Here is a 23,457-nt window from a genome sequence, read left to right on the forward strand (position 1 = left end):
CCATGGCGAACATCGACTACGCACGCAAGGCCAAGTATTTCCTGCTCTGGGATTTCGTGATCGGCATGAAGCTGGGGCTGAAGTATTTCTTCGCGCCCAAGGCCACGGTGAACTACCCGCATGAAAAGGGGCCGCTTTCGCCCCGCTTCCGCGGCGAACACGCACTGCGCCGCTATCCCAACGGCGAAGAACGCTGCATCGCCTGCAAGCTCTGCGAGGCGATCTGCCCCGCGCAGGCGATAACCATCGACGCCGAGCCGCGCGAAGACGGCAGCCGCCGCACCACGCGCTATGACATCGACATGACGAAATGCATCTATTGCGGCTTCTGTCAGGAGGCCTGCCCGGTCGATGCCATTGTCGAGGGACCGAATTTCGAATTCGCGACCGAAACCCGCGAGGAACTGTTCTACGACAAGGCCAAGCTGCTTGAAAACGGCGAACGCTGGGAAGCCGAAATCGCCCGCAACCTCGAACTGGACGCGCCCTACCGATGACCGATGCTCCCAACCCATTCGAAGCCATGATGAAGCAGGCGCAGGACATGGCCAAGGCGTTCAACCCGGCGCTGGAAAGCTTTTCGCCGAAGGGGTTTGAATCGCTTTGGCCGACCATGCCCAAAGAGGTCATGGAAATGTGGTTCGGCAACACCGTCAACAAGGACGGGCTGGACGCCAAGACCCGCCTTCTGATCACGCTGGCCGGGTTGACGATGCAGGGCGCGCAGGCCGATACCGCCGTGCGCCAGACCGTGCGCCACGCCGTCGCAGCGGGTGCGCGCAAGCAGGAGATCGTGGAAACGATCGGCCAGATGTCGCTCTTCGCCGGCATTCCGGCCATGACGCGGGCCCTGGATCTGGCGCAAGAGGCCATGGACGAGACAGAGGAAAATCAGGAATGAGCGTATTTGCCTTTTACCTCTTTGCGATCTGCGTGATCACCGGCGGTCTGTTCACCGTGATCAGCCGCCAGCCGGTGCATTCCGTGCTCTGGCTGATCCTGTCCTTCATCTCTGCCGCGGGGCTTTTCGTTCTTCTGGGCGCGGAATTCGTCGCCATGCTGCTGATCATCGTCTATGTGGGCGCGGTGGCGGTGCTGTTCCTGTTCGTGGTGATGATGCTGGACGTGGATTTTGCCGAACTGAAGGCGGAAATGGCGCGCTACATGCCGCTGGCGCTTTTGATCGGCCTGGTGATCCTGATGCAACTCGCCATGGCGTTCGGCGTCTGGGAAAGCAATGCAGCGGCTGAAAGCCTGCGGATGCAGGTCATCCCGACCGACCGCCACAATACCGAGGCGCTGGGGCTGATCCTGTATGACCAGTATTTCCTGCTGTTCCAACTGGCCGGCCTGATCCTGCTGGTGGCGATGATCGGGGCCATCGTGCTGACGCTGCGCCACCGGACCGACATCAAGCGCCAGAACATCGTGGCGCAGATGATGCGCGATCCGGCAAAGGCGATGGAACTGAAAGACGTGAAGCCGGGGCAGGGGCTGTAACCGATGCCAAACCGGAACTTTCCCAAAGGTTTTCGCATGATCCTCGCGGCGGGGTGTCTGTTCTCCGTTGCCGGTGCCGCGGTTGCGGACAGCCCCATCACCACGACCGGGCAGGTCGATAGCCATTTCGAAGTGGCCAGCAAGGATTTCGGCGGCGGCAAGGTGCAGCTTCATTCCCGCAAGGAGAGTGAAACCGGCACGACGCATGCGGTGCATAATATCGACTGCGTGAACAAGACCTATACGCCGGTCTATGAAGACGACAACGCACCGGACGCCTTTCCGTTCGACAATCTCGATTTCAATCTGAACCCGATTGACGAAACCTCCCCGGTTGCGCCGCTGGCGCAGCACGCATGCAAGAAGCACGGCTATCCGTTGCTGGAATGGTGAAACATGATTGGACTTGAACACTATCTCACGGTTGCGGCGACGCTGTTCGTTATCGGCATTTTCGGACTTTTCCTGAACCGGAAGAACGTGATCATCCTGCTGATGAGCATCGAACTGATGCTTCTGGCGGTGAACATCAACCTCGTTGCCTTCTCGAGCTTCCTGGGCGATCTGGTCGGGCAGGTGTTCACCCTGTTCGTGCTGACCGTGGCGGCCGCCGAGGCAGCGATCGGGCTGGCGATCCTGGTCTGTTTCTTCCGCAACCGCGGCACCATCGCGGTTGAAGACGTCAACATGATGAAGGGCTGAGAGCACAATGGAAACCATCATCCTCTTCGCCCCGCTCATCGGGTCGCTGATCTGCGGTTTTGGCTGGAAACTCATCGGCGAAACCGCCGCCTTGTGGGTGGCGACTGGCCTGTTGTTCCTGTCCGCGCTGCTCTCCTGGGCGGTCTTCGTCAATTTCGACGGCACCACCGAACAGATCCAGATCCTGCGCTGGATCGAGAGCGGCTCGCTCTCGACCGACTGGGCGATCCGCATGGACCGGCTGACCGCGATCATGCTGATCGTGATCACCACCGTATCGTCCCTCGTGCATCTCTACTCCTTCGGTTACATGGATCACGATCCGCAGTGGAAGGAAGGCGAGGTCTACAAGCCGCGCTTCTTCGCCTACCTGTCCTTCTTTACCTTCGCGATGCTGATGCTGGTGACGGCGGACAACCTGGTGCAGATGTTCTTTGGCTGGGAGGGCGTCGGCGTCGCCTCCTATCTGCTGATCGGTTTCTATTACCGCAAACCCAGCGCCAACGCTGCCGCGATCAAGGCGTTTGTCGTCAACCGGGTCGGCGATTTCGGCTTCGCGCTCGGCATCTGCTGCATCTTCTTCCTGGTCGACAGCATCAACATGGATGACATCTTCGCCGCCGCGCCGACGCTGGCGGAAACCCAGGTGACATTCCTCTGGGGCGAATGGAACGCCGCCAACCTGATCGCGGTGCTGCTGTTCATCGGCGCGATGGGCAAGTCGGCGCAACTCTTCCTGCACACCTGGCTGCCGGACGCGATGGAAGGCCCGACCCCGGTGTCGGCCCTGATTCACGCCGCGACCATGGTGACGGCGGGCGTGTTCCTTGTCTGCCGCATGTCGCCGCTGATGGAATTCGCGCCCGAGGCCATGGCCTTCGTGACCGTGATCGGGGCGACGACCGCGTTTTTCGCCGCGACCGTGGGTCTGGTGCAGACCGATATCAAGCGCGTCATCGCCTATTCGACCTGTTCGCAGCTGGGCTACATGTTCGTCGCTGCGGGCGTCGGCATGTATTCCGCCGCCATGTTCCATCTTTTGACCCATGCCTTCTTCAAGGCGCTTCTGTTCCTCGGCGCGGGGTCCGTGATCCACGCGATGCACCACGAGCAGGACATGATGAACTACGGCAACCTGCGCAAGAAGATACCCTATACCTACTGGGCGATGATGATCGGCACGCTGGCGATCACAGGCGTCGGCATTCCGCTGACCCACCTGGGTTTCGCCGGGTTCCTGTCCAAGGACGCGATCATCGAAAGCGCCTGGGCCGGCGGTTCGGGTTACGGCTTCTGGTTGCTGGTGGTGGCCGCAGCGATGACGAGCTTCTACAGTTGGCGGCTGATCTTCCTGACTTTCTATGGCAGGGAGCGGGGCGACAAGCACACCCACGAACACGCGCATGAAAGCCCGATGTCGATGCTGATCCCGCTGGGTGTGCTGTCCATCGGCGCGGTCTTCTCGGGCATGGTGTTCTACAACAGCTTCTTTGGCCACGCGGACCAGCTCGGCAAGTTCTATGGCATTCCGGTTGCCGAGGCGGGTGAACACGCGGCGGCGGCAGGCGAAGCCGGTCACGCTACCGACGACCATGCGGCTGCCCCTGCGGCCGACGGACATGGCGCGGCCGGGGATCAGGCCACGACCGGGGGCGAACACCACTATGTCTTCGCCGGTGAACCGGGGCAGGGCGCGATTTTCTTCGGACCGGAGAACACGGTGCTCGACGACGCGCACGCCGCGCCGGTCTGGGTCAAGGTGTCGCCCTTCGTCGCCATGGCGCTCGGCCTCGCGATGGCGGTGTGGTTCTACATCGTCAACCCGTCTCTGCCGGGCCGTCTGGCGGAGAACCAGCGTCCGCTCTACCTGTTCCTGAAGAACAAGTGGTATTTCGACGAGATCTACAACGTGATCTTCGTGAAACCCGCGCTCGGCATCGGCCGCGCGCTCTGGAAGCGCGGTGACGGCAACGTCATCGACGGCTTCCTGAATGGCGTTGCCATGGGGATCGTGCCCTTCTTCACCCGGCTTGCCGGCCGTGCCCAGTCCGGCTTCATCTTCACTTACGCGTTCTGGATGGTCCTGGGCATCGCCGCCCTGATCACCTGGATGTCGATCGGCGGGGGAGCGCACTGATGGACAACATCCTTTCCATTGTCACCTTCATCCCCGCCCTGGCCGCGCTGATCCTGGTGGTGTTCCTGCGTGGCGAGGACGAGGCGGCCCAACGCAACGCGAAATACGTGGCGCTGTTCGCGACAAGTGTCACCTTCCTCGTGTCGCTCGCCATCTATTTCGAATTCGATCCCGCCGATACCGGGTTCCAGTTCGTCGAACAGTCCGACTGGCTGCTTGGCCTGCAGTACAAGATGGGCGTGGACGGCATAAGCGTGCTCTTCGTGATGCTGACCACCTTCATCATGCCGCTGACCATTCTCGCCAGCTGGGACGTGACGGTGCGGGTCAAGGAATACATGGTCGCCTTCCTGATCCTTGAAACGCTGATGCTGGGCGTTTTCATGGCGCTCGACCTGGTGCTGTTCTACCTGTTCTTCGAGGCCGGGCTGATCCCGATGTTCCTGATCATCGGCATCTGGGGCGGCAAGGACCGGATCTACGCGTCCTTCAAGTTCTTCCTTTACACCTTCCTCGGTTCGGTGCTGATGCTGGTGGCGATGGTGGGCATGTTCGCCGATGCCGGGACCACCGATATCGAGGTTCTGCTGACGCACCAGTTCTCGTTCGAGAGCTTCGATCTGCTGGGTATCCACATCGTCGGCGGCATGCAGACGCTGATGTTCATCGCGTTCTTCGCAAGCTTCGCGGTCAAGATGCCGATGTGGCCGGTCCATACCTGGTTGCCCGATGCCCACGTTCAGGCGCCGACCGCCGGGTCGGTGGTGCTGGCCGCGATCCTTCTGAAGATGGGGGGCTACGGTTTCCTGCGGTTCAGCCTGCCGATGTTCCCGGTCGGGTCCGAGGTGATGACCCCGCTGGTGCTGTGGATGAGCGCCATCGCCATAGTCTACACCAGCCTCGTTGCGCTGGTGCAGGAGGACATGAAAAAGCTGATCGCCTATTCCTCGGTGGCGCACATGGGCTTCGTGACCATGGGCATCTTCGCCGCCAACCAGCAGGGCGTGGACGGGGCGATCTTCCAGATGCTCAGCCACGGCTTCATCTCCGCTGCGCTCTTCCTCTGCGTCGGGGTGATTTATGACCGGATGCACACGCGCGACATCGACGCCTACGGCGGTCTCGTGGTGCGCATGCCTGCCTATGCGCTGGTCTTCATGCTGTTCACCATGGCCAATGTCGGCCTGCCGGGCACCAGCGGCTTCATCGGCGAATTCCTGACGCTGATGGGCACTTTCCAGGTCAACACTTGGGTGGCCGCCGTGGCGGCGACGGGTGTGATCTTCAGCGCGGGATATGCGCTCTGGCTTTACCGGCGCGTGGTTTTCGGCGACCTGATCAAGGAAAGCCTGCGGGCGATCACGGACATGTCTGGACGCGAGAAGATGATATTCGCTCCGCTGGTGGCGATGACGCTGCTGCTGGGCGTCTATCCGTCGCTGGTGACGGATGTCATCGGGCCGTCCACCGCGGCGCTGGTATCGAATTTTGACTCTTCGCTGGCAGCGGCCGAGGCCGCGACCCAGCATGCATCGAACTGAGGGGGCCGGGCAGATGATCCAGGCTGATCTGACCATAATCCTGCCGGAAATCGTTCTGGCCGTGTTCGCCATGCTGGCGCTTCTCGGGGCGGTCTACTCCGGCAAGGACAGGATGGCGCCGCTGCTGGTCTGGGCGACATCCGGGCTGATGCTGGTGCTGGCGGTGTTCATCGCCAGCCGGGCCGGCGGCACCAATGTCGCGTTCGGCGGCATGTTCGTGGATGACGGTTTCGCCCGTTTCGCCAAGGTCGCGATCCTGCTGTCGGCGGGCGCGGTCTTGCTGATGAGCCAGGAATACATGGCGCGGCGCGGTTTGCTGCGGTTCGAATACCCCCTGCTGGTGGCCCTGAGCGCGGTCGGCATGATGATGATGGTCAGTGCCGGCGACCTGATGGCGCTTTACATGGGGCTGGAACTGCAATCCCTGGCGCTTTACGTGGTGGCCTCGCTGCGGCGGGACAGCGTGAAATCGACCGAAGCCGGGTTGAAGTATTTCGTGCTCGGGGCCTTGTCTTCCGGGCTGCTGCTTTATGGCGCGTCTCTGGTCTATGGTTACACGGGCACGACGCTGTTTTCCGGCATCATCCAGACGACGCAGCACGGGGAGGTATCGCTGGGTCTGTTGTTCGGCCTGATCTTCCTGATCTCGGGCATGGCGTTCAAGGTCAGCGCCGTGCCGTTCCACATGTGGACGCCGGATGTGTATCAGGGGTCGCCCACGCCGGTGACGGCCTTCTTCGCGACCGCGCCCAAGGTCGCTGCGATGGGGCTGTTCGCACGGGTCCTGCATGATGCATTCGGTCAGACCGTGTCGGACTGGCAGCAGGTGATTGCGCTGTTGTCGGTGCTGTCGATGTTCCTTGGCGCCGTCGCCGCCATCGGGCAGCGCGACATCAAGCGGCTGATGGCCTATTCATCGATCGCCCATATGGGGTTTGCGATGATGGGGCTGGCCGCGGGCACCGCCTTTGGTGTCCAGGCGATGCTGATCTACATGGCGATCTACGTCACGATGAACGTCGGCACCTTTGCCTTTATCCTGATGATGGAAAGGGACGGGCAGCCGGTGACCGATATCGCGGCGCTGAACCTCTATGCCAAGCGCGAGCCCGGCAAGGGACTGGCCATGCTGATCCTGCTGTTTTCGCTGGCCGGCGTGCCGCCGATGCTCGGGTTCTTCGGGAAATTCTACGTGCTGCGCGCGGCCTATGAGGGCGGGCTGGCCTGGCTTGCGGTGGCCGGCGTGATCGCTTCGGTCATCGGCGCGTTCTATTACCTGCGGATCGTGTTCTACATGTATTTCGGCGAGGATGGCGAAGCGCTGGACAAGTCGCGGTCGCCGGTGCTCTGGGGCTTCCTGATGGCATCCGCCGCGGTAATGCTGCTGGGTATCATCAACATGTTCGGCGTGGAGAACGCGGCGGCGGCGGCGGCGGCGACGCTTGTCAACTGAGGCCGGCGCCGGGCACATGGCCGACCGACCCTCCGGGGGGAGTATTTCCCGCAAAGATGAAGCCATGAGCGAATGGCCCGAAGGCTACGGCCTGCGCATTCTGGACGAAGTGGATTCCACGCTGAACGAGGCGGCGCGGATCGCGCACGGCCTGTCGGGTCCGGAGTGGATCCTCGCGCATCGCCAGACGGCGGCGCGGGGGCGCAGGGGGCGGGCCTGGGTCGATACCGGGGGCAATCTGGCGGCGACGCTGGTGTTGTTCCCGAAAGAGCCGGCGGGAACCGCGGCATTGCGGAGTTTTGTCGCCTCACTGGCGCTCCATGATGCCTGCAAGGCCGTCGGCGGTGCGGGTTGCGACCTGACCTTGAAATGGCCGAACGACGTGTTGGTCAATGGGGGCAAGCTGGCGGGCATCCTTCTTGAAAGCGCGGGACAGGGTGGATCGCTGGCCCATCTGGCGATCGGGGTCGGGGTCAACCTCGCCGCCGCCCCGGAGCCGGAAGACGTGGAGGCGGCGGCCGTGCGACCGGTGTCGCTGTTCGGGGAAACCGGCGTCAAGGTGGCCCCGGAACGATTCCTGATGCATCTGGCGGCGGCCTACGCTGGCCATGAGAACCGGTTCCTCGCCCATGGCTTTGAACCGATCCGGACGCTTTGGCTGGCCCGCGCCGCCCGGCTTGGCGAAGTCGTCACCGCCCGAACGGTGGCGTCCGAAACGGTGGGCACCTTCGAGACCGTTGATCCGAGTGGCAACCTCATCCTGAATACCGCCAAGGGCCGCGTCGCGATCGCGGCGGCGGATGTCTTTTTCTGAACGGAGGCCGGTATGCTCCTGGCAATCGATTGCGGCAACACCAACACGGTTTTCTCGATCTGGGACGGAACGTCGTTCCTCTGCACGCTGCGCACGTCGACCCATCACGCGCGGACCGCGGATGCCTATTTCACCTGGTATTCGACGCTGGTCAAACATTATGGGATCGATGCCGATATCACCGATGTGATCATCAGTTCGACAGTGCCGCGCGTGGTGTTCAACCTCCGGGTCTTCGCCGACCGGTTCTTTGGCTGCCGTCCGCTGGTTGTCGGCAAGCCGGATTGCCTGCTTCCCCACGCGCCTCGGGTGGACGAGGGCACGCAGGTCGGCCCGGACCGGTTGGTGAACACGGCCGGCGCATTCGACCGCCACGGCGGCGACCTGATCGTTGTCGATTTCGGCACCGCGACCACGTTTGACGTCGTGTCCCAGGACGGGGCCTATATCGGGGGGGTGATCGCGCCGGGCGTCAACCTGAGCCTCGAGGCGCTGCACATGGCGGCGGCGGCGCTGCCGCATGTGGATATTTCGGTGCCGCAGCAGGTTGTGGGCACGAATACGGTCGCCTGCATCCAGTCGGGCATCTTTTGGGGTTATGTCGGGCTGGTGCGTGAGATATGCACCCGTATCAAGGCGGAGCGGGACCGGCCGATGACCGTCGTGGCGACCGGCGGGCTGGCACCCTTGTTTCAGCAAAGCGCGGACCTGTTCGACGTCATGGAAGAGGATCTGACGATGCACGGCCTGACGGTGATACACAAATACAACAAGGATATCGGCTGAGCCCATGAGCAATGAACGACTGATCTACCTGCCCCTCGGCGGGGCGGGTGAAATCGGCATGAACGCCTATCTCTATGGATATGGCAAACCGGATGCGGAGCGGTTCATCCTGGTTGATCTGGGCGTCACCTTTCCCGACATGGACGGGACTCCGGGGGTCGACCTGATCCTGCCCGACATCACGTGGCTGAAGGAACGCGCCGATCGGCTGGACGCGATCTTCATCACCCATGCGCATGAAGACCACGTCGGGGCGATCGCGCATTTCTATTCCGACCTGCCCGTCCCGGTCTATGCACGCGCCTTCACCGCCAATATCGCGCGGGGGAAACTGACGGAACAGGGCCATCCGGAAACTGCGGTGCGCACCGTTTCGGCCTGGCCGGAGCAGGTCAGGGCGGGGCCGTTCCAGGTCGGGTTCCTGCCGATTTCCCATTCCATTCCCGAAAGCGCCGCGCTGGTGATCGACACGCCTGACGGGCGGGTGATCCATTCCGGTGACTTCAAGCTCGACCCGACGCCGGTGGTGGGGGAACCGTTCGATCCGGACCTCTGGGCCGAGGTCAGCAAGGGCGGTGTGCGGGCGTTGGTCTGCGATTCCACCAACGTGTTCTCGCCGGATCCGGGGCGGTCCGAAAACAGCCTGGGACCGGCCATCGAAAAACTGGTCATGGACGCGCAGGGCATGGTCGTGGCGACGACTTTCGCCAGCAACGTCGCGCGGGTGAAGACGCTGGCCGAAGCGGGGCAGCGGGCCGGGCGGTCGATTGTCCTCATGGGGCGCGCGATGCGGCGGATGGTCGAGGCGGCGCAGGAAACCGGGGTCCTGAGCGGTTTCCCGACCGTGGTCAGCGCGGAAGCGGCGCAGGATATTCCGCGCGAGAACCTGATGTTGCTGGTGACGGGCAGCCAGGGAGAACGCCGCGCGGCCAGTGCGCAGCTGTCGCAGGGAAAATACCAGGGACTTGAAATGAAAGAGGGCGACCTGTTCCTGTTTTCCTCCAAGACAATTCCCGGCAACGAACGCGGTGTGATCCGGGTGATGAACGCGTTCAGCGAAAAGGGCGTCGATGTCGTGGATGACAGCAATGGGAAGTATCACGTATCGGGGCATGCCAACCGTCCGGATATCGAACGTCTGCATGACATCGTGCGTCCGCAGATGGTGATCCCGATGCATGGCGAACACCGCCATCTGCGCGAACATGCGAAGCTCGCCACGGCGCGGGGCATGCAGGGCGTCGTGGCGGTGAACGGCATGATGATCGACTTGTCGGGCAACGTGCCGAGCGTCGCGGAATATGTCGAAACCGGGCGGACCTATCTGGACGGGACGGTCAAGATCGGCGCGCTGGACGGGGTGGTGCGCAATCGCATCCGCATGGCGTTGAACGGGCATGTGACCGTCACCGTCATACTGGATGAAGGCGACGAACCCCTGGGCGACCCCTGGTGCGATACGATCGGGCTGAGCGAGATCGGCAGTTCGCGCGCGCCGCTGGTCGAGGTGCTTGAAGAGGACCTCGGCCAGTTCCTGGGACGGGCCAAGGCGAAGACGCTGAAGAACGACGATACGCTGGAAGAGGAACTGCGGCGCATCGTGCGCAAGACGGCCCAGAACGAGATCGGAAAGAAGCCCGAAGTGACGGTGGTGATCAGCCGGTTGCGCTGATTGTGAAATTCAACGTACAGCGCAGGCCGGAGGGCATTCGATAATCCGGATTGGCAAATGAACGCTCGACCCCGAATGTTCCGCTGGCCATGTCGAAAACAGAATCGACATGTGTGATCTCGGTGCTGATGGGCGTGTCGAGAAACGCCCTGTTGAGCACGGGTTGAAAGACCTCATTTCATCCGCAACAGTTCGGCATATTCGGCCGACTTTCGGGCGCCGTGGTTCGCTAAGCCAAACGGCGACAGGCTATTTTCTGAAGTCAGCGTATTGCGCACTGGAAATGCGCTCCAGATCGGCCGGGGAGATCGGAAAAACATGATGCGGCGTGCCTGCAGCGGCCCAGACAACCTCGAAATCCGCAAGCCTGGGGTCCATGAAGGCGCGGATCGGCGACAGGTGTCCGACCGGCGCGACGCCGCCGATCGCAAAACCGGTCTGCGCCCGGATCAGGTTTGCATCGGCTTTTCCGAGGGTTTCTCCTGCCAGCGCGGCGGCCTTGTTGCCATCGACGAGATTGCCGCCTGCGGTCAGGAACAGATGGGCCGTGCCACTTGTTGCGCCGCGAAAAATGATCGACTTCGCGATCTGATCGACCGAACAGCCCAAGGCCGCGGCGGCGTCGGCCGCTGTTCGGGCCAGCGCGGTTTCGCGTATCTCGGGCTCCAGCCCCGCTGCATGCAGCGCGGCGCGGACGCGGTTCAGGCTCTTGCTCATTTTTGCACTTTGCGCAGAAAACCGTCTTCTTTCAAGACGAAGACGCATTGACGATTCATGTGCCGGGTTTCAGTCTACGGTCATGTCCCTGATCCGCGCAATTACCCGTCTGCCTCGTGCCTTCGATCCGGATCTTGGGGCCGAAGCTCTCGCTGCTGTTCCCGGCGCCGACGGCGATTTCGCCCACCTGATCGTGGGTGCCGGCGGCTCCAGTCCCTTTCTGAACGGGTTGATCCAGCGCGAGGCGGATTGGCTGGTGCGTGCGGCGGACGACCCCGACGACGCCGTCGCGACCTGTTTCGCGGACATCCGCGATCTGGCGCCGGACAGCCTGAAACCCGGACTGCGCCAGGCCAAGCGCCGCGTCGCGCTGATCACCGCGCTTGCGGATCTGTCCGGGGTCTGGCCACTGGAAAAGGTCACGGGGATTCTGACCGATTTCGCGGGTCTGGCGTGCGATGTGACGATCAAGTCCGAAATCGCCACGCTGGTGGGCCGCAACAAGATACCTGGACAGACCAGAGACGACATCGCCACCGCCTGCGGGCTGATCGTTCTGGCAATGGGCAAGATGGGTGCCCATGAACTGAATTATTCGTCCGACATCGACCTGATCTGCCTGTTCGATGAGACGCGCCATGATCCGGACGACTTTCACGACGTGCGGCAGGCGATGGTTCGCGCCACCCGCAACATGTGCAGTATCCTCAGCGACCGGACCGCCGAAGGATACGTGTTCCGCACCGACCTGCGGTTGCGTCCGGATCCTGCTGTCACGCCGGTCTGCATGGCCACCGAAGCCGCCGAACGCTATTATGAAAGCCTGGGACGCACCTGGGAACGGGCGGCCTTCATCAAGGCGCGCCCGGCGGCGGGTGACGAAAGGGCCGGTGCGGAGTTCCTGACGGCCCTGACGCCTTTTGTCTGGCGGCGGCATCTGGATTTCGCTTCGATCCAGGACGCGCATGACATGCGGTTGCGCATCCGGGAAAACAAGGGACTCGGCGGCGCGCTCGTGGTGCCGGGCCACGACATGAAGCTCGGCCGCGGAGGCATTCGCGAGATCGAATTCTTCACCCAGACCCGCCAGCTCATCGCCGGAGGGCGCGATACGGAGCTGCGCCAGAGGGGCACTGTGCCCGGCCTTGCAGCCTTGGCGGGCAAGGGTTGGATACCGGGCGATGTCGCTGTCCGCCTGACCGAACACTACCGTGCCCATCGCGAGGTCGAACACCGGATTCAGATGATCAACGACGCCCAGACCCACAAGGTGCCGCAATCGGCCGAAGGGCTGGAGCGGATCGCCTGCCTGATGGATACGGACAGTGCCGGCCTTGTCGCGGACCTGACCCGGCGCCTGACCGAAGTCCACGAGTTGAGCGAAGGCTTCTTTGCCCCGGACGCTGCGCCTCCTGCGTCGCAGACGCCCGATCCCGAGGCTTTCGATTCGGGCGTTCTGGCCCGTTGGCCGACCTATCCGGCGCTGCGCTCGCAACGGGCGCGGCGCATCTTTGACAGGCTGCGGCCGGAATTGCTGTCCCGGCTGTCCCGCACGACCCGGCCGGAAGAAGCGCTTCTGTCGCTGGACGGATTCCTGGCCGGTCTGCCGGCCGGGGTGCAACTGTTTTCCCTGTTCGAAGCGAACACGCAACTGATCGACCTGCTGGTCGATATCGTCGGCACCTCGCCGGCGCTGGCGAGCCATCTCGCCCGCAACGCCGGGGTGTTCGATGCGGTCATCGGCGGCGATTTCTTTTCGGACTGGCCGGGGGGAGCCGCCTTGCTGTCCGAGTTGACGCAGGTGCTTGCCACGGAACGCGACTATGAAGGCCAACTGGACGCGGCGCGGCGCTGGAACAAGGAATGGCATTTCCGGATCGGCGTGCATCACCTGCGCGGCCTGATCGACGCCACGGCCGCCGGGCGGCAATATGCGGAACTGGCGGAAGCGGTCATTTCCGCCCTCTTGCCGGTGGTCACGGCGCAATTCGCGGAAAAACATGGCCCGCCACCCGGACGCGGCGCGGCGGTTTTGGGCATGGGATCGCTCGGGGCGGGGCGGCTGAACGCGGCCTCCGATCTGGATATCATTGTGATCTATGATCCGGAGGACACGGACAGTTCCGATGGTCCGCGCCCATTGCAGACGCGGCCCTATTTCGCGCGTCTGACCCAGGCGCTGATCACCGCGCTGGCGGCCCCCATGGCGCAGGGCCGGCTCTACGAGGTGGACATGCGCCTGCGCCCGTCCGGAACCCAGGGGCCGGTGGCGACGAGCTGGGCCAGTTTCCAGAACTATCAGCGGACCGAAGCCTGGGTCTGGGAGCACCTTGCCCTGACCCGCGCGCGCGTTATCGCCGGGCGGTCCGACCTGGCGCAGGATATCGAGGACCTGCGCAGATCGGTTCTGTCCGCGCCCAGGGACCGGGCCAAAGTCCTGCGCGAAGTCGCTGAGATGCGGGAACGGATCGACGCGGCCAAAAGCCCGGATGGCATATGGGATGCCAAGACCGGGCCAGGCCGGATGCAGGATGTGGAACTGATCGCGCAGGCGGGGGCGCTGTTGTCGCGCTCCGCCGCGCGGGACGTTCCGGCCGGGCTGCGGGGCGGAGTCGATTGCGGCTGGCTTGATCGAGACAGCGCCGAAATGCTGCAGGACTGTTACCAGCTTTACTGGTCGGTGCAGGCGGCAGCTCGGCTGATTTCCTCCAATCCGCTGGACTCGGCCGATATGGGCGAGGGAACGGCGGCGTTTCTGTGCCGGACCACGGGCCATGACAGCATCGATTCCCTGGAAGACGCCCTGGGCCAAAGCTATGATCGGGCGGTCGGTGTGATTTCAGCGGCTCTGGAACCGGAAGGATTGCCATGAAGGGAGATCCGCGAACGGACCCGAAGGGGTTGATTCAGGAAGCCTACAGGATTGACGGCATTTCCAGCGCCGAATGCCGGTCGATCTTTCTGGACTGGGCGCTGAGCCTGCCGGAAGGGCGGGATACCGGCGCCGCGCTGCGCCTGCTGGTCGAACGCTACTGTGCGACCGCGCCGGATCACCCGATGACGAAGGTGCTGCGCGACGGTTTGACCTCTGTCGCCACGCCGCGACGGCGCGGCGGCTGGCGATCCCGTCCCCGCGATTGACGCCGGAAAGGCCGGCAAGCGCCGGAAAGGCTGGTTCCGTGCCGTGGCGTCGGACCAAGGCTTTCCCAGCGGCACGGTTCTGGATAAGAGGAGGACATGACACAGTCCATTTCCCCCGACGACCGCCCTCGTGTCCGCCTGAAGCCGAAGACCAATGCGCGCGGTCTGCGTCACGGGTTTCCCTGGGTCTATGCGAGCGATCTGGTGACGGATCGAAGAACCCGTTCCCTGTCTGCGGGGGCGCTGGCCGTTCTCGAAGACGAAAACCGGGCGGCGCTCGGGCTGGTGGCGGTCAATCCCGTGTCCAGGATCATTTGCCGGATGCTCGACGCAGACCCGGCGGCGGTGGTGGATCGGGACTGGTTCTCGGCGCGGCTGCGGCACGCGCTGGAGATGCGGGAAAGGGTCTATGACGCGCCGTTCTACCGTCTGGTCCATGCCGAAGCCGACGGTCTGCCGGGGGTCGTCGTCGACCGGTTCGGCGATCTCGCCGTGGTGCAACCCAATGCCGCCTGGGCCGAGACGCATCTTGACCTGCTGACCGGGGCGTTGATCGCCGTGACCGGCGTCACCACCGTCCTGAAGAACGCGGGCGGGCGCACCCGCGCGCTCGAAGGGCTGGACGAAACATCCGCCGTGCTGGCGGGCACGGCTCCGGATGGTCCGATCCCGGTTCCGATGAACGGGGCGACCTATATGGCGGACGTGACCGGCGGCCAGAAAACCGGCCTGTTCTTCGACCAGCGCCCGAACCACCGGTTCGCCGCGGCCCTGAGCAGCGGCGCGCGGGTGCTGGACGTGTTCTCGCATGTGGGCGGTTTCGGCCTGGCGGCGCTGGCCAACGGGGCTGGCCACGCGCTCCTGGTGGACGGGTCCGCACCGGCCTTGTCCCTGGCGGAACTTGGCGCCAGGGCAGGGGCGTCGGCGGACCGGTTGACCACGCGGCAAGGCGATGCCTTTGATGTGATGACGGCCTTGCGGCAGGAAGGCGCGGTTTTTGACGTGGTCATCTGCGATCCGCCCGCCTTTGCGCCGTCCAAGCAGGCGCTCGACGCGGGTTTGCGGGCCTATGAACGGGTCGCGCGCCTGGCGGCGGGTCTTGTCGCACCGGGCGGATACCTCGGTCTCTGTTCCTGTTCGCACGCGGCAGATCTCGCGCGCTTTCGCGCCGCCTGCGCCCGCGGCATCGGTCGCGCCGGCCGTCAGGGACAACTGATTCACACCGGGTTTGCCGGTCCGGATCATCCGCAACTGCCGCAACTTGCCGAGAGCGGGTATCTCAAGGCCCTGTTCTTCCGCCTGTGAACATCGTCATCGACACCTGCGTTCTCTATCCGACCGTGATGCGGGAAATGGTGCTTGGCGCAGCGGCGGCGGGCCATTTCACCCCGCTCTGGTCTGCCCGCATACTCGATGAATGGGCGCGGGCGGCGGTGAAGCTGGGTCCGGAGGGTGAAATCCAGGCGCGGGCGGAAATCGCGATGGTTCGCGCGGCCTGGCCCGACGCGGAACTGCGCCCGGCGCCGGGAACAGAGGCGCGGCTCTGGTTGCCGGACGCCGCCGACCTGCATGTTCTGGCGGTGGCCGTGGACGGTTCGGCGGATGCCATCATGACGCTGAATGCAAGGGATTTCCCGCGCAACATCCTGGCGGAAGAAGGCCTTGAACGGATCGATCCGGACACTTTTCTGCACGGTCTCTGGAGTCAGTTTCCCGGCAGTATCGCGACTGTGGCGCAAGCCGTGCTTGCGCAGGCCAACCGTCTTTCCGGGGGCGAATGGTCGATGCGCCCGCTTCTGAAAAAGGCGCGTTTGCCACGGTTGGCAAAGGCGCTGACCCAGGGCCCTCCGCGCCCCTAGGCCTGCCAGCGCGCTTCCAGTTTTTCGAGTGCTTCTATCCGCTGGTCGGTTTTGGGATGGCTCATCAGCCAGGCCGGAGCCATGCCCGCGCGTTGCTGAGTCAGCGCATCCAGTTTGCGGAACAGGGATTTCTGGGGGTCGATCCCGATTCCGGATTTGGTCAGCAGCGCGGCCGCATAGGCGTCCGCCTCGTATTCGTCGGACCGGGACAGACCCGCCGCCAGAAGCGAGGTCAGCATATTGGCGATCCAGATCCCGAAGAACGGGATGAAGCGTCCCAGGACCATCATCAATGCGGTGCGCAGGGCGTTCTGCCCCGAAAAGTCGATCATGCGGCGCCGGGAGTGCCCCAGCGCGACATGGCCCAGTTCATGGGCGATGACGCTGGACAGTTCCTCCCCAGTCACTTCGCCGGACTGGAATTTGCGGTAAAAGCCGCGGGTGATGAAAATCCGACCGTCCGGGGCGGCCAATCCGTTCACCGGATCTATCTCGTAGATGTAGACGGGAATTCTGGCCAGATCGAGCGAGGCCGCCAGCCGGTCGGTCAGCCTCTTCAGTCGCGGATCGGCCAGTTCCGTCGATCTCGCGTCGAGTTCCCGCGCCGTCCGCCAGACCGAAAAGCGATACATGGCGAGCGCGTAGAGAATGGCGAGCAGGATGGGCGTGAACTTCAGCATGACAGGAATATGGTGGTGCGGCCACGATCAGGCAAGCGGATCGCCGACGGACCAGGCGTTCGCTTCCCGGACAGGCGATCACAAGCTCCAGGCCACCGGAACCGATGTCGGACCGCGAAACGCCCAGCCCGAGAATGGCGCATCGCCCGCGAGGCGGAGGTTCTTCAGGCGCCGGAAGGCCAGCGGCAGGGCGATCTCTGCAATCAGGCACCGGGAGGCGGCGGCGCCGGCGCAGAAATGCGGGCCGGCGCCAAAACTAATGGCCGCTTGGGTGTCGCGCCGGATGTCGAACCGGTCCGCCGCCTGGAAATGCGCTTCGTCCCGACCGGCTGAACCGAACATCAGGAACACCCGGTCTCCCGGTTCGAAAGTCACGCCCCCGACCGTGTCCCGTCGCGCGACGCGCCGGGGCGACATGCCGATGGGGCTGACCCAGCGGGCGTATTCAGCAAAGGCATCGGCGTAGCTGGCCATTCCCTGGCGGATCAGTTCCAGTTGCTCCGGGTGCGACAGCAGCGCCCAGATGGTTCCGGCAATCGCGTCGCGGGGTTCGTTCTGCCCGCCGGAGATCACCAGCTTGATGTTGGCCCGGATACTGGTCATGGCCAGCCCGCCCTGCATTTGCACCGCCAGCGCCGACCTTGGCGGCGGATCGGACAGCATGAGGTCGATATGGTGATCGATCAGGGCGGTCGCGGCATGACAGCGCCGCGTGACATCCGCGTTTCCGGCATAGTTGGCGCAGCCGTCGATCATCGCCTGGCTCGCCCCGTCCATCTCGGCGGGCGTCATCCGTACAAGTCCGGTGATCGCCTTCAAGGCTTCGGCCGATACGGGCATGGCGTAGTCCGTGACCAGGTCGCAGCCGCCGCGCGGCGCGAGACGGTCGAGCACGCGGTTTGCTGCGGTCTCGAAAACCGGTTTCCAATGTTCCTGCACGGTGCGCGGGCTGACCGCAGGGAACAGGATCCTGCGCTCCGCCAGATGCGCGACGCCGTCCTTGCGCATCATGTTTTCCCCCATCAGCAGGGTCATCAGGCCGTCGGGCTGCTCCGATGAAAACACGTCCGTGCGCTTTTCCTGCACATGGATGTCGTCGCGGCGTGTCAACAGGGTCGCTCCCAGTTGCGGCACATAGGTGATCGGCGCGGCCGCGCGCATCCGGGCGAGGTCGGGGTAGGGGTCCGCCGTGAACGCGGCGATGTCGATTTCCGTGATCGGAGCGTTGGACATGCGATCACGCTACCGCCCGGAGCGAGCGTCGCAAAGCTCTGTTTGAATTTTTCAGGGACGTGATATATCCGAAGCGGATCGCCAACCTTGCGCGCCCGGGATCACAAGACTGCCACTTTGCGGGAAACCCTTTGGCTTTTGCCCTTCGGCATGCGTATCCTGCGGCGAACAGAAGGACCGACACCATGGCTGAGACACGTAGAAACATCGCGCCGGTTGACCCGGTGTGGGACCGTATCACCAAGGAAGCGCGCGAGGCGGTTCGCGACGAGCCCCTGATGGGGGGGCTGATCCATGCCTGCGTCCTGCATCACAAGACGCTGGAAAAGGCGCTGTCCTACAGGATCGCGGCAAAGCTGTCCTCGAATGAAATGTCGATGGTCATCCTGCGCGAGATCGCGGACCAGGCATATGAAGAGGCCCCGGAGCTCGTGGATGCGGCGCGGGCGGACCTGGTGGCGGTCTATGAAAGAGACCCGGCCTGCCACAGGCTGCTGCAGCCGATCCTCTATTTCAAAGGGTATCAGGCCATGCAGGCCTATCGCGTCGGGCATTGGCTCTGGACCCGCGGGCAATGGGATCTGGCCTATTTCTTCCAGATGCGGATTTCGGAGATCTTTGGAATCGACATTCACCCGGCGGCGCGGATCGGCAAGGGCATCATGATCGATCATGCCCATTCCATCGTGATCGGTGAAACGGCGGTGGTCGGAGACAACGTGTCGATGCTGCATTCGGTGACGCTGGGCGGGACCGGCAAGGAAGAGGAAGACCGGCACCCGAAGATCGAGGATGGCGTTCTGATCGGCGCGGGAGCGAAGGTGCTTGGCAATATCCGGATCGGCCATTGCAGCCGTATTGCCGCGGGTTCCGTCGTGCTGGCGGACGTGCCGCCCTGCAAGACAGTCGCGGGCATTCCCGCCAAGATCGTTGGCGAGGCCGGGTGCGACCAGCCTTCCGTCAACATGGATCAGCTGTTTTCCAGTTCGCAGTAATCTGGCGAAGACCGCGCGTCAGGCCAGCATGACCATCGGGTTTTCGAGGTTGTCGACGATCGCCTGCAAAAGCCGTGCGCCAAGCGCGCCGTCGATCACCCGGTGATCCACCGACAGGGTGACGGACATTACCGTCGCAACGGACAGTTCCCCGTCCGTGCCGACCACGGGCTTCTTCACGCCGGCCCCGACAGCGAGGATCGCACCGTGCGGCGGGTTGATGACCGCATCGAAATTGTCGATGCCGAACATCCCGAGATTGGAAATGGCGAAAGTGCCGCCGGTATATTCCTGCGGCGCAAGTTTGCGGTCGCGGGCGCGGGATGCGAGATCCTTCATTTCGGCGGAGAGGGCCGAGAGGGATTTCATCTCTGCATCCTTCAGGACCGGGGTGAACAGGCCGCCCTCGATGGCGACGGCCACCGCGACATCGGAGGGGGCCAGGCGCAGGATGCGATCCTTTGCCCAGACTGCATTGGCATCGGGGACCGTCTGCAGGGCCAGGGCGCAGGCCTTGATGATGAAGTCGTTGACCGAGAGTTTGACGCCCCGGCTTTCGAGCTGCGCGTTCAGATCGGCGCGGAATTTCAGCAGCGCGTCGAGCCTGATGTCGCGGCGCAGGTAGAAATGCGGGATGGTCTGCTTGGCTTCGGTCAGGCGGGCCGCGATGGTCTTGCGCATGCCATCGAGCGGGATCTCTTCGAAACGGCGCCCTTCGTAGAGGCGCATGACCGCGTCCGCGTCCGACCCGGCCGGCAGTGCCGGCGACGCGGCGGCGGGCGCCTGTTTCTCGACCGTTTCCGCGGGCGCCGGCTTGGCGACGGGTGTGCTGGCATCGGCGACATCGGCCTTGACGATCCGCCCGCGGGGGCCGCTGCCCTTGATTGTCGCCAGGTCGAGTCCCTTTTCGGCTGCGATGCGGCGTGCCAGCGGCGAGGCGAAGATGCGCGCGCCGTCCGGGGTTTTCGGCGCGGCGGCGGCCGGGGGGGCGGGCGCGTCGGAGCCGCCGATGGCGGCCGCCTCCTTGCCCGCGTCGGCCGCTGGCGCGGCCTTGGGCGCCTTGGGTTCGGCGGTTTCGCCAAGGTCTTCGACGGATTCGCCATCATCCAGCAGGACGGCGATGGCCGTGTTGACCTTGACGCCTTCGGTGCCTTCGGCCACCAGGAGTTTGGCGATGGTGCCCTCGTCGACCGCCTCGAATTCAATCGTTGCCTTGTCGGTTTCGATTTCGGCGAGCAGATCGCCCGAGGACACGGTATCGCCCTCCTTGACCAGCCATTTTGCGAGCCTGCCTTCTTCCATCGTCGGGGACAGGGCGGGCATCAGGATTTCCATGGGCATGGCGCGCTCCTCAGCTGTAGGTCACTTGCTTGACGGCCTTGACCACCTCCTCGGTGGTGACCAGCGCGTGCTTTTCCAGGTTGGCGGCGTAGGGCATGGGCACATCCTTGCCGGTGCAATTGATGACGGGGGCATCAAGATAATCGAACGCCTCCTGCATCAGGACCGAGGTGATGTAGTTGCCGACCGATCCCTGCGGCCAGCCTTCTTCGACGGTCACGCAGCGATTGGTCTTTTTCACGGAACGGATGATCGCGCCGGTGTCCATCGGCCGCAGTGTCCGCAGGTCGATGACTTCGGCGCTGATACCGTCTTTCGCCAGGTTTTCCGCCGATTCGAGCGCGTATTTCATGCCGATGCCGAAACTGACGAGGGTCACGTCCGTGCCTTCGCGCCAGATGCGGGCCTTGCCGAACGGCACGGTATAGTCGTCGATGTCCGGAACATCGAAGCTGCGGCCATAGAGGATTTCATTCTCAAGGAAAATCACCGGGTTCGGGTCGCGGATGGCGGTTTTCAGCAGGCCTTTGGCATCGGAGGCCGAATAGGGCATGGCCACTTTCAGCCCCGGAATCTGCATGTACCAGGCCGCGTAGTCCTGGCTGTGCTGGGCGCCGACGCGCGCCGCGGCGCCGTTCGGTCCGCGAAAGACCATCGGCGCGCCCATCTGTCCGCCGGACATGTAGAGCGTCTTGGCCGCGGAGTTGATGATCTGGTCGATGGCTTGCATGGCGAAATTGAAGGTCATGAATTCGACGATGGGGCGCAGACCCCCGAACGCTGCCCCGACCGCGATTCCCGCGAAGCCATGTTCCGTGATCGGGGTGTCGATCACCCGTTTGGCGCCGAATTCGTCGAGAAGGCCCTGGCTGATCTTGTAGGCGCCCTGGTATTCGGCGACTTCCTCGCCGATCAGGAAGACACGGTCGTCTTCACGCATTTCTTCGGCCATGGCGTCGCGCAGGGCCTCGCGCACCGTCTGCTGCCTGAGCTTGGTGCTCTCGGGCCAGTCGGGTTCGGGAGCGGAGGTCTCGGCGCTGTCGTCCGCGGTTTCCCGTTTCCGGCGGGCGGGCGCCGCGGAGCCCCCTGCGGGGGCCGCCTCGTCGCCCGCGGCGGCTGCCGGAGCAGCCGCCGGCACGTCCTCCGCCGTTTCGCCTTCGTCCAGAAGCACCGCGATCGCGGTGTTGACCTTGACGCCTTCGGTGCCTTCGGACACCAGCAGCTTGCCGATGGTGCCTTCGTCCACGGCCTCGAACTCCATCGTCGCCTTGTCGGTTTCGATCTCGGCCAGCACGTCGCCGGCGGCCACCGCGTCGCCTTCCTTGACCAGCCATTTCGCGAGCGTGCCTTCTTCCATCGTGGGCGAGAGGGCGGGCATCAGGATTTCCGTGGGCATGTCGTGTCTCCCCTCAGGCTTGCGCCGTTTCGGCGTAGATGTCGGTCCACAACTCGTCGAGCGCCGGCTCCGGGCTGTCCTTGGCAAATTCGGCAGCGGCATTGACGACGTTCTTGATATCCCTGTCGATCGCCTTCAGGTCGTCTTCGGTCGCGTGTTTGCCGGTCAGCAGCAGGCTGCGGACATATTCGATCGGGTCGCGTTCCTCGCGCATCTTCTGGACCTCTTCGCGGGTGCGATACTTGGCGGGGTCCGACATCGAATGCCCGCGATAGCGGTAGGTCTTGATTTCCAGGATGTACGGCCCCTTGCCCGACCGGCAGTGCGCCACGGCCGTGTCGCCCGCTTCCTTGACCGCGAGCACATTCATGCCATCGACCATTTCCCCCGGAATGCCGAAGGCCTGCCCGCGATGGTAGATGTCGGGCGAAGAGGTCGAACGCTGCTGCGCCGTACCCATGGCATACTGGTTGTTCTCGATCACGAAAATCACCGGCAGGTTCCAGAGCGCAGCCATGTTGAAGGATTCATAGACCTGGCCCTGGTTGGCCGCGCCATCGCCGAAATAGGTGAAGGTCACGCGGTCGTTGCCCAGATACTTGTCCGCAAAGGCGAGGCCCGCGCCCAGCGGCACCTGGGCGGCCACGATCCCGTGCCCGCCAAAAAAGTTCTTTTCCTTGGAAAACATATGCATGGAGCCACCCTTGCCCTTGGAGTAGCCGCCTTCACGCCCGGTGAGTTCCGCCATGACGCCGTTTGGGTCCATGCCGCAGGCCAGCATGTGGCCATGGTCGCGATAGGACGTGATGCGCTTGTCGCCATCTTCGGCCGCCGCTTCGAGTCCGACGACGACGGCTTCCTGTCCGATGTAGAGATGGCAGAATCCGCCGATCAGTCCCATTCCGTAAAGCTGGCCCGCCTTTTCCTCGAAGCGGCGGATCAACAGCATCTCGCGGTAGTAGGTCTTCAGCTCTTCTGCCGAAACGTTGGGCCGTTTCGTGGTTTTTCGCGTAGCCATTTCTTCAGCCTCTCCCCCATCGAGATGAATAGTTTAGCGTTAAACTATGGATATCGAAACTTTGGCGATCTGGCGAGCGAAAATCGCAGACAGGCTTAGCGGATCACGATCTCGTCGGCGCGCAAGAGGCCCAGCACGGACCGCGCCTGTTCATCCAGAAGGTCCAGATCGAGATATTCGTCGGACAGGCGCCGGGTCAGGTTTTCGGTCACGTCGATCTCGGATTGCAGCCGGTCCAGCGTCTTGCGCAGACTGTCGGCCTCGGCGGCGACCTCGACCCTGCGGAACAACCCGTAATCGCCCTGAACGGCGGCAAAGGTGAAATAGGCGCTCAACGCGAATGCGGTGGCGAAGAACACCAACGGACCAAAGCCGGGTCGAGTGGATCGCATGGACTGGCCTGCCTCTCATGCACCCTTGACGGGCGCTTTCGCACAGTATTACACAAGCGATTCGTCTTGTGAATCCCTTA

At 63.6% G+C, this 23,457-nt stretch carries 23 protein-coding genes; 16 read left to right on the top strand and 7 right to left on the bottom strand.

Annotation, left to right across the window (positions count from 1 at the left end; translation table 11 throughout):
- The first annotated feature begins 2 nt into the window (after positions 1–2).
- The 11 genes from nuoI (at position 3) to QO034_RS04670 (ending at position 10,605) form a co-directional block, all read left to right on the top strand.
- Entirely contained in the window at positions 3–497 is a 495-nt protein-coding gene (gene nuoI, locus QO034_RS04620) for an NADH-quinone oxidoreductase subunit NuoI (protein ID WP_199026136.1), read from the top strand.
- On the top strand, positions 494–901 hold the full coding sequence (locus QO034_RS04625; RefSeq protein ID WP_284484333.1) for a carboxymuconolactone decarboxylase family protein: 408 nt from the start codon (positions 494–496) through the stop codon (positions 899–901). The genes nuoI and QO034_RS04625 overlap by 4 nt, the downstream gene beginning before the upstream one ends.
- Positions 898–1,500 carry an NADH-quinone oxidoreductase subunit J gene (locus QO034_RS04630; protein ID WP_284484334.1) on the top strand — a complete coding sequence of 201 codons (603 nt, stop codon included), beginning with the start codon at positions 898–900 and terminating at the stop codon, positions 1,498–1,500. Before QO034_RS04625 ends, QO034_RS04630 begins: the two co-directional genes overlap by 4 nt.
- A gap of 3 nt (positions 1,501–1,503) precedes the next feature.
- Complete coding sequence (locus tag QO034_RS04635) at positions 1,504–1,893, top strand: hypothetical protein (RefSeq protein WP_284484335.1); 390 nt, start codon at positions 1,504–1,506, stop codon at positions 1,891–1,893.
- 3 nt (positions 1,894–1,896) lie between these two features.
- Positions 1,897–2,202 (top strand): NADH-quinone oxidoreductase subunit NuoK, encoded by a 306-nt coding sequence (gene nuoK / locus QO034_RS04640; RefSeq protein WP_005984024.1) that lies wholly within the window; start codon positions 1,897–1,899, stop codon positions 2,200–2,202.
- Positions 2,203–2,209: 7 nt separating this feature from the next.
- Positions 2,210–4,339 (top strand): NADH-quinone oxidoreductase subunit L, encoded by a 2,130-nt coding sequence (gene nuoL, locus QO034_RS04645; RefSeq protein ID WP_284484336.1) that lies wholly within the window; start codon positions 2,210–2,212, stop codon positions 4,337–4,339.
- Positions 4,339–5,880: an NADH-quinone oxidoreductase subunit M gene (locus tag QO034_RS04650; protein WP_284484337.1), complete on the top strand. Its 1,542-nt coding sequence runs from the start codon at positions 4,339–4,341 to the stop codon at positions 5,878–5,880. The genes nuoL and QO034_RS04650 overlap by 1 nt, the downstream gene beginning before the upstream one ends.
- 13 nt (positions 5,881–5,893) lie before the next feature.
- Entirely contained in the window at positions 5,894–7,333 is a 1,440-nt protein-coding gene (nuoN, locus tag QO034_RS04655; protein ID WP_284484338.1) for an NADH-quinone oxidoreductase subunit NuoN, read from the top strand.
- A gap of 64 nt (positions 7,334–7,397) precedes the next feature.
- Positions 7,398–8,147: a biotin--[acetyl-CoA-carboxylase] ligase gene (locus tag QO034_RS04660; protein ID WP_284484339.1), complete on the top strand. Its 750-nt coding sequence runs from the start codon at positions 7,398–7,400 to the stop codon at positions 8,145–8,147.
- A gap of 12 nt (positions 8,148–8,159) precedes the next feature.
- Entirely contained in the window at positions 8,160–8,933 is a 774-nt protein-coding gene (locus QO034_RS04665) for a type III pantothenate kinase (RefSeq protein ID WP_284484340.1), read from the top strand.
- A gap of 4 nt (positions 8,934–8,937) precedes the next feature.
- Entirely contained in the window at positions 8,938–10,605 is a 1,668-nt protein-coding gene (locus tag QO034_RS04670; RefSeq protein WP_284484341.1) for a ribonuclease J, read from the top strand.
- 249 nt (positions 10,606–10,854) lie between these two features.
- Here the strand turns inward: QO034_RS04670 and QO034_RS04675 are convergent, their stop codons facing one another.
- The gene (locus QO034_RS04675) at positions 10,855–11,322 is read right to left on the bottom strand and encodes a YbaK/EbsC family protein (protein ID WP_284484342.1); all 468 of its coding nucleotides are present in this window, start codon (positions 11,320–11,322) and stop codon (positions 10,855–10,857) included.
- 82 nt (positions 11,323–11,404) lie between these two features.
- Between QO034_RS04675 and QO034_RS04680 the strand changes: the two genes are divergently transcribed.
- The 4 genes from QO034_RS04680 to QO034_RS04695 all read left to right on the top strand — a co-directional run bounded on the left by QO034_RS04680 (position 11,405) and on the right by QO034_RS04695 (position 16,322).
- The gene (locus QO034_RS04680) at positions 11,405–14,194 is read left to right on the top strand and encodes a [protein-PII] uridylyltransferase family protein (RefSeq protein ID WP_284484343.1); all 2,790 of its coding nucleotides are present in this window, start codon (positions 11,405–11,407) and stop codon (positions 14,192–14,194) included.
- Positions 14,191–14,463 (top strand): hypothetical protein, encoded by a 273-nt coding sequence (locus tag QO034_RS04685; protein WP_284484344.1) that lies wholly within the window; start codon positions 14,191–14,193, stop codon positions 14,461–14,463. The genes QO034_RS04680 and QO034_RS04685 overlap by 4 nt, the downstream gene beginning before the upstream one ends.
- Before the next feature lie 96 nt (positions 14,464–14,559).
- Entirely contained in the window at positions 14,560–15,768 is a 1,209-nt protein-coding gene (locus QO034_RS04690) for an RSP_2647 family RNA methyltransferase (protein ID WP_284484345.1), read from the top strand.
- The gene (locus tag QO034_RS04695) at positions 15,765–16,322 is read left to right on the top strand and encodes an RSP_2648 family PIN domain-containing protein (RefSeq protein ID WP_284484346.1); all 558 of its coding nucleotides are present in this window, start codon (positions 15,765–15,767) and stop codon (positions 16,320–16,322) included. Before QO034_RS04690 ends, QO034_RS04695 begins: the two co-directional genes overlap by 4 nt.
- On the opposite strand, the gene QO034_RS04700 is transcribed toward QO034_RS04695, so the two are convergent.
- Positions 16,319–17,002, bottom strand: coding sequence for a M48 family metallopeptidase (locus QO034_RS04700; RefSeq protein WP_284484347.1), 684 nt, complete (start codon positions 17,000–17,002; stop codon positions 16,319–16,321). The genes QO034_RS04695 and QO034_RS04700 overlap by 4 nt on opposite strands.
- Before the next feature lie 78 nt (positions 17,003–17,080).
- Positions 17,081–18,235 carry a cytochrome P450 gene (locus QO034_RS04705; RefSeq protein ID WP_284484348.1) on the bottom strand — a complete coding sequence of 385 codons (1,155 nt, stop codon included), beginning with the start codon at positions 18,233–18,235 and terminating at the stop codon, positions 17,081–17,083.
- A 185-nt stretch (positions 18,236–18,420) separates the two neighbouring features.
- Here QO034_RS04705 and cysE point away from each other — a divergent pair, with 185 nt between their 5' ends.
- Positions 18,421–19,230: a serine O-acetyltransferase gene (gene cysE / locus QO034_RS04710; RefSeq protein WP_284484349.1), complete on the top strand. Its 810-nt coding sequence runs from the start codon at positions 18,421–18,423 to the stop codon at positions 19,228–19,230.
- Positions 19,231–19,248: 18 nt separating this feature from the next.
- On the opposite strand, the gene QO034_RS04715 is transcribed toward cysE, so the two are convergent.
- From QO034_RS04715 to QO034_RS04730, 4 genes are all read right to left on the bottom strand, one after another.
- On the bottom strand, positions 19,249–20,571 hold the full coding sequence (locus tag QO034_RS04715; protein ID WP_284484350.1) for a pyruvate dehydrogenase complex dihydrolipoamide acetyltransferase: 1,323 nt from the start codon (positions 20,569–20,571) through the stop codon (positions 19,249–19,251).
- Positions 20,572–20,581: 10 nt separating this feature from the next.
- A complete protein-coding gene (locus tag QO034_RS04720) occupies positions 20,582–21,967 on the bottom strand; it encodes a pyruvate dehydrogenase complex E1 component subunit beta (protein WP_284484351.1) in 1,386 nt (461 codons plus the stop codon).
- A 13-nt stretch (positions 21,968–21,980) separates the two neighbouring features.
- The gene (gene pdhA / locus QO034_RS04725) at positions 21,981–22,985 is read right to left on the bottom strand and encodes a pyruvate dehydrogenase (acetyl-transferring) E1 component subunit alpha (protein WP_284484352.1); all 1,005 of its coding nucleotides are present in this window, start codon (positions 22,983–22,985) and stop codon (positions 21,981–21,983) included.
- A 95-nt stretch (positions 22,986–23,080) separates the two neighbouring features.
- Positions 23,081–23,377, bottom strand: a complete 297-nt coding sequence (locus QO034_RS04730; protein ID WP_284484353.1) for an FtsB family cell division protein — start codon at positions 23,375–23,377, stop codon at positions 23,081–23,083.
- Between the last annotated feature and the right edge of the window lie 80 nt (positions 23,378–23,457).

Origin of the sequence: Sedimentitalea xiamensis (assembly GCF_030164465.1) — a bacterium.
GTDB classification, from domain to species: Bacteria; Pseudomonadota; Alphaproteobacteria; order Rhodobacterales; family Rhodobacteraceae; genus Sedimentitalea; species Sedimentitalea xiamensis.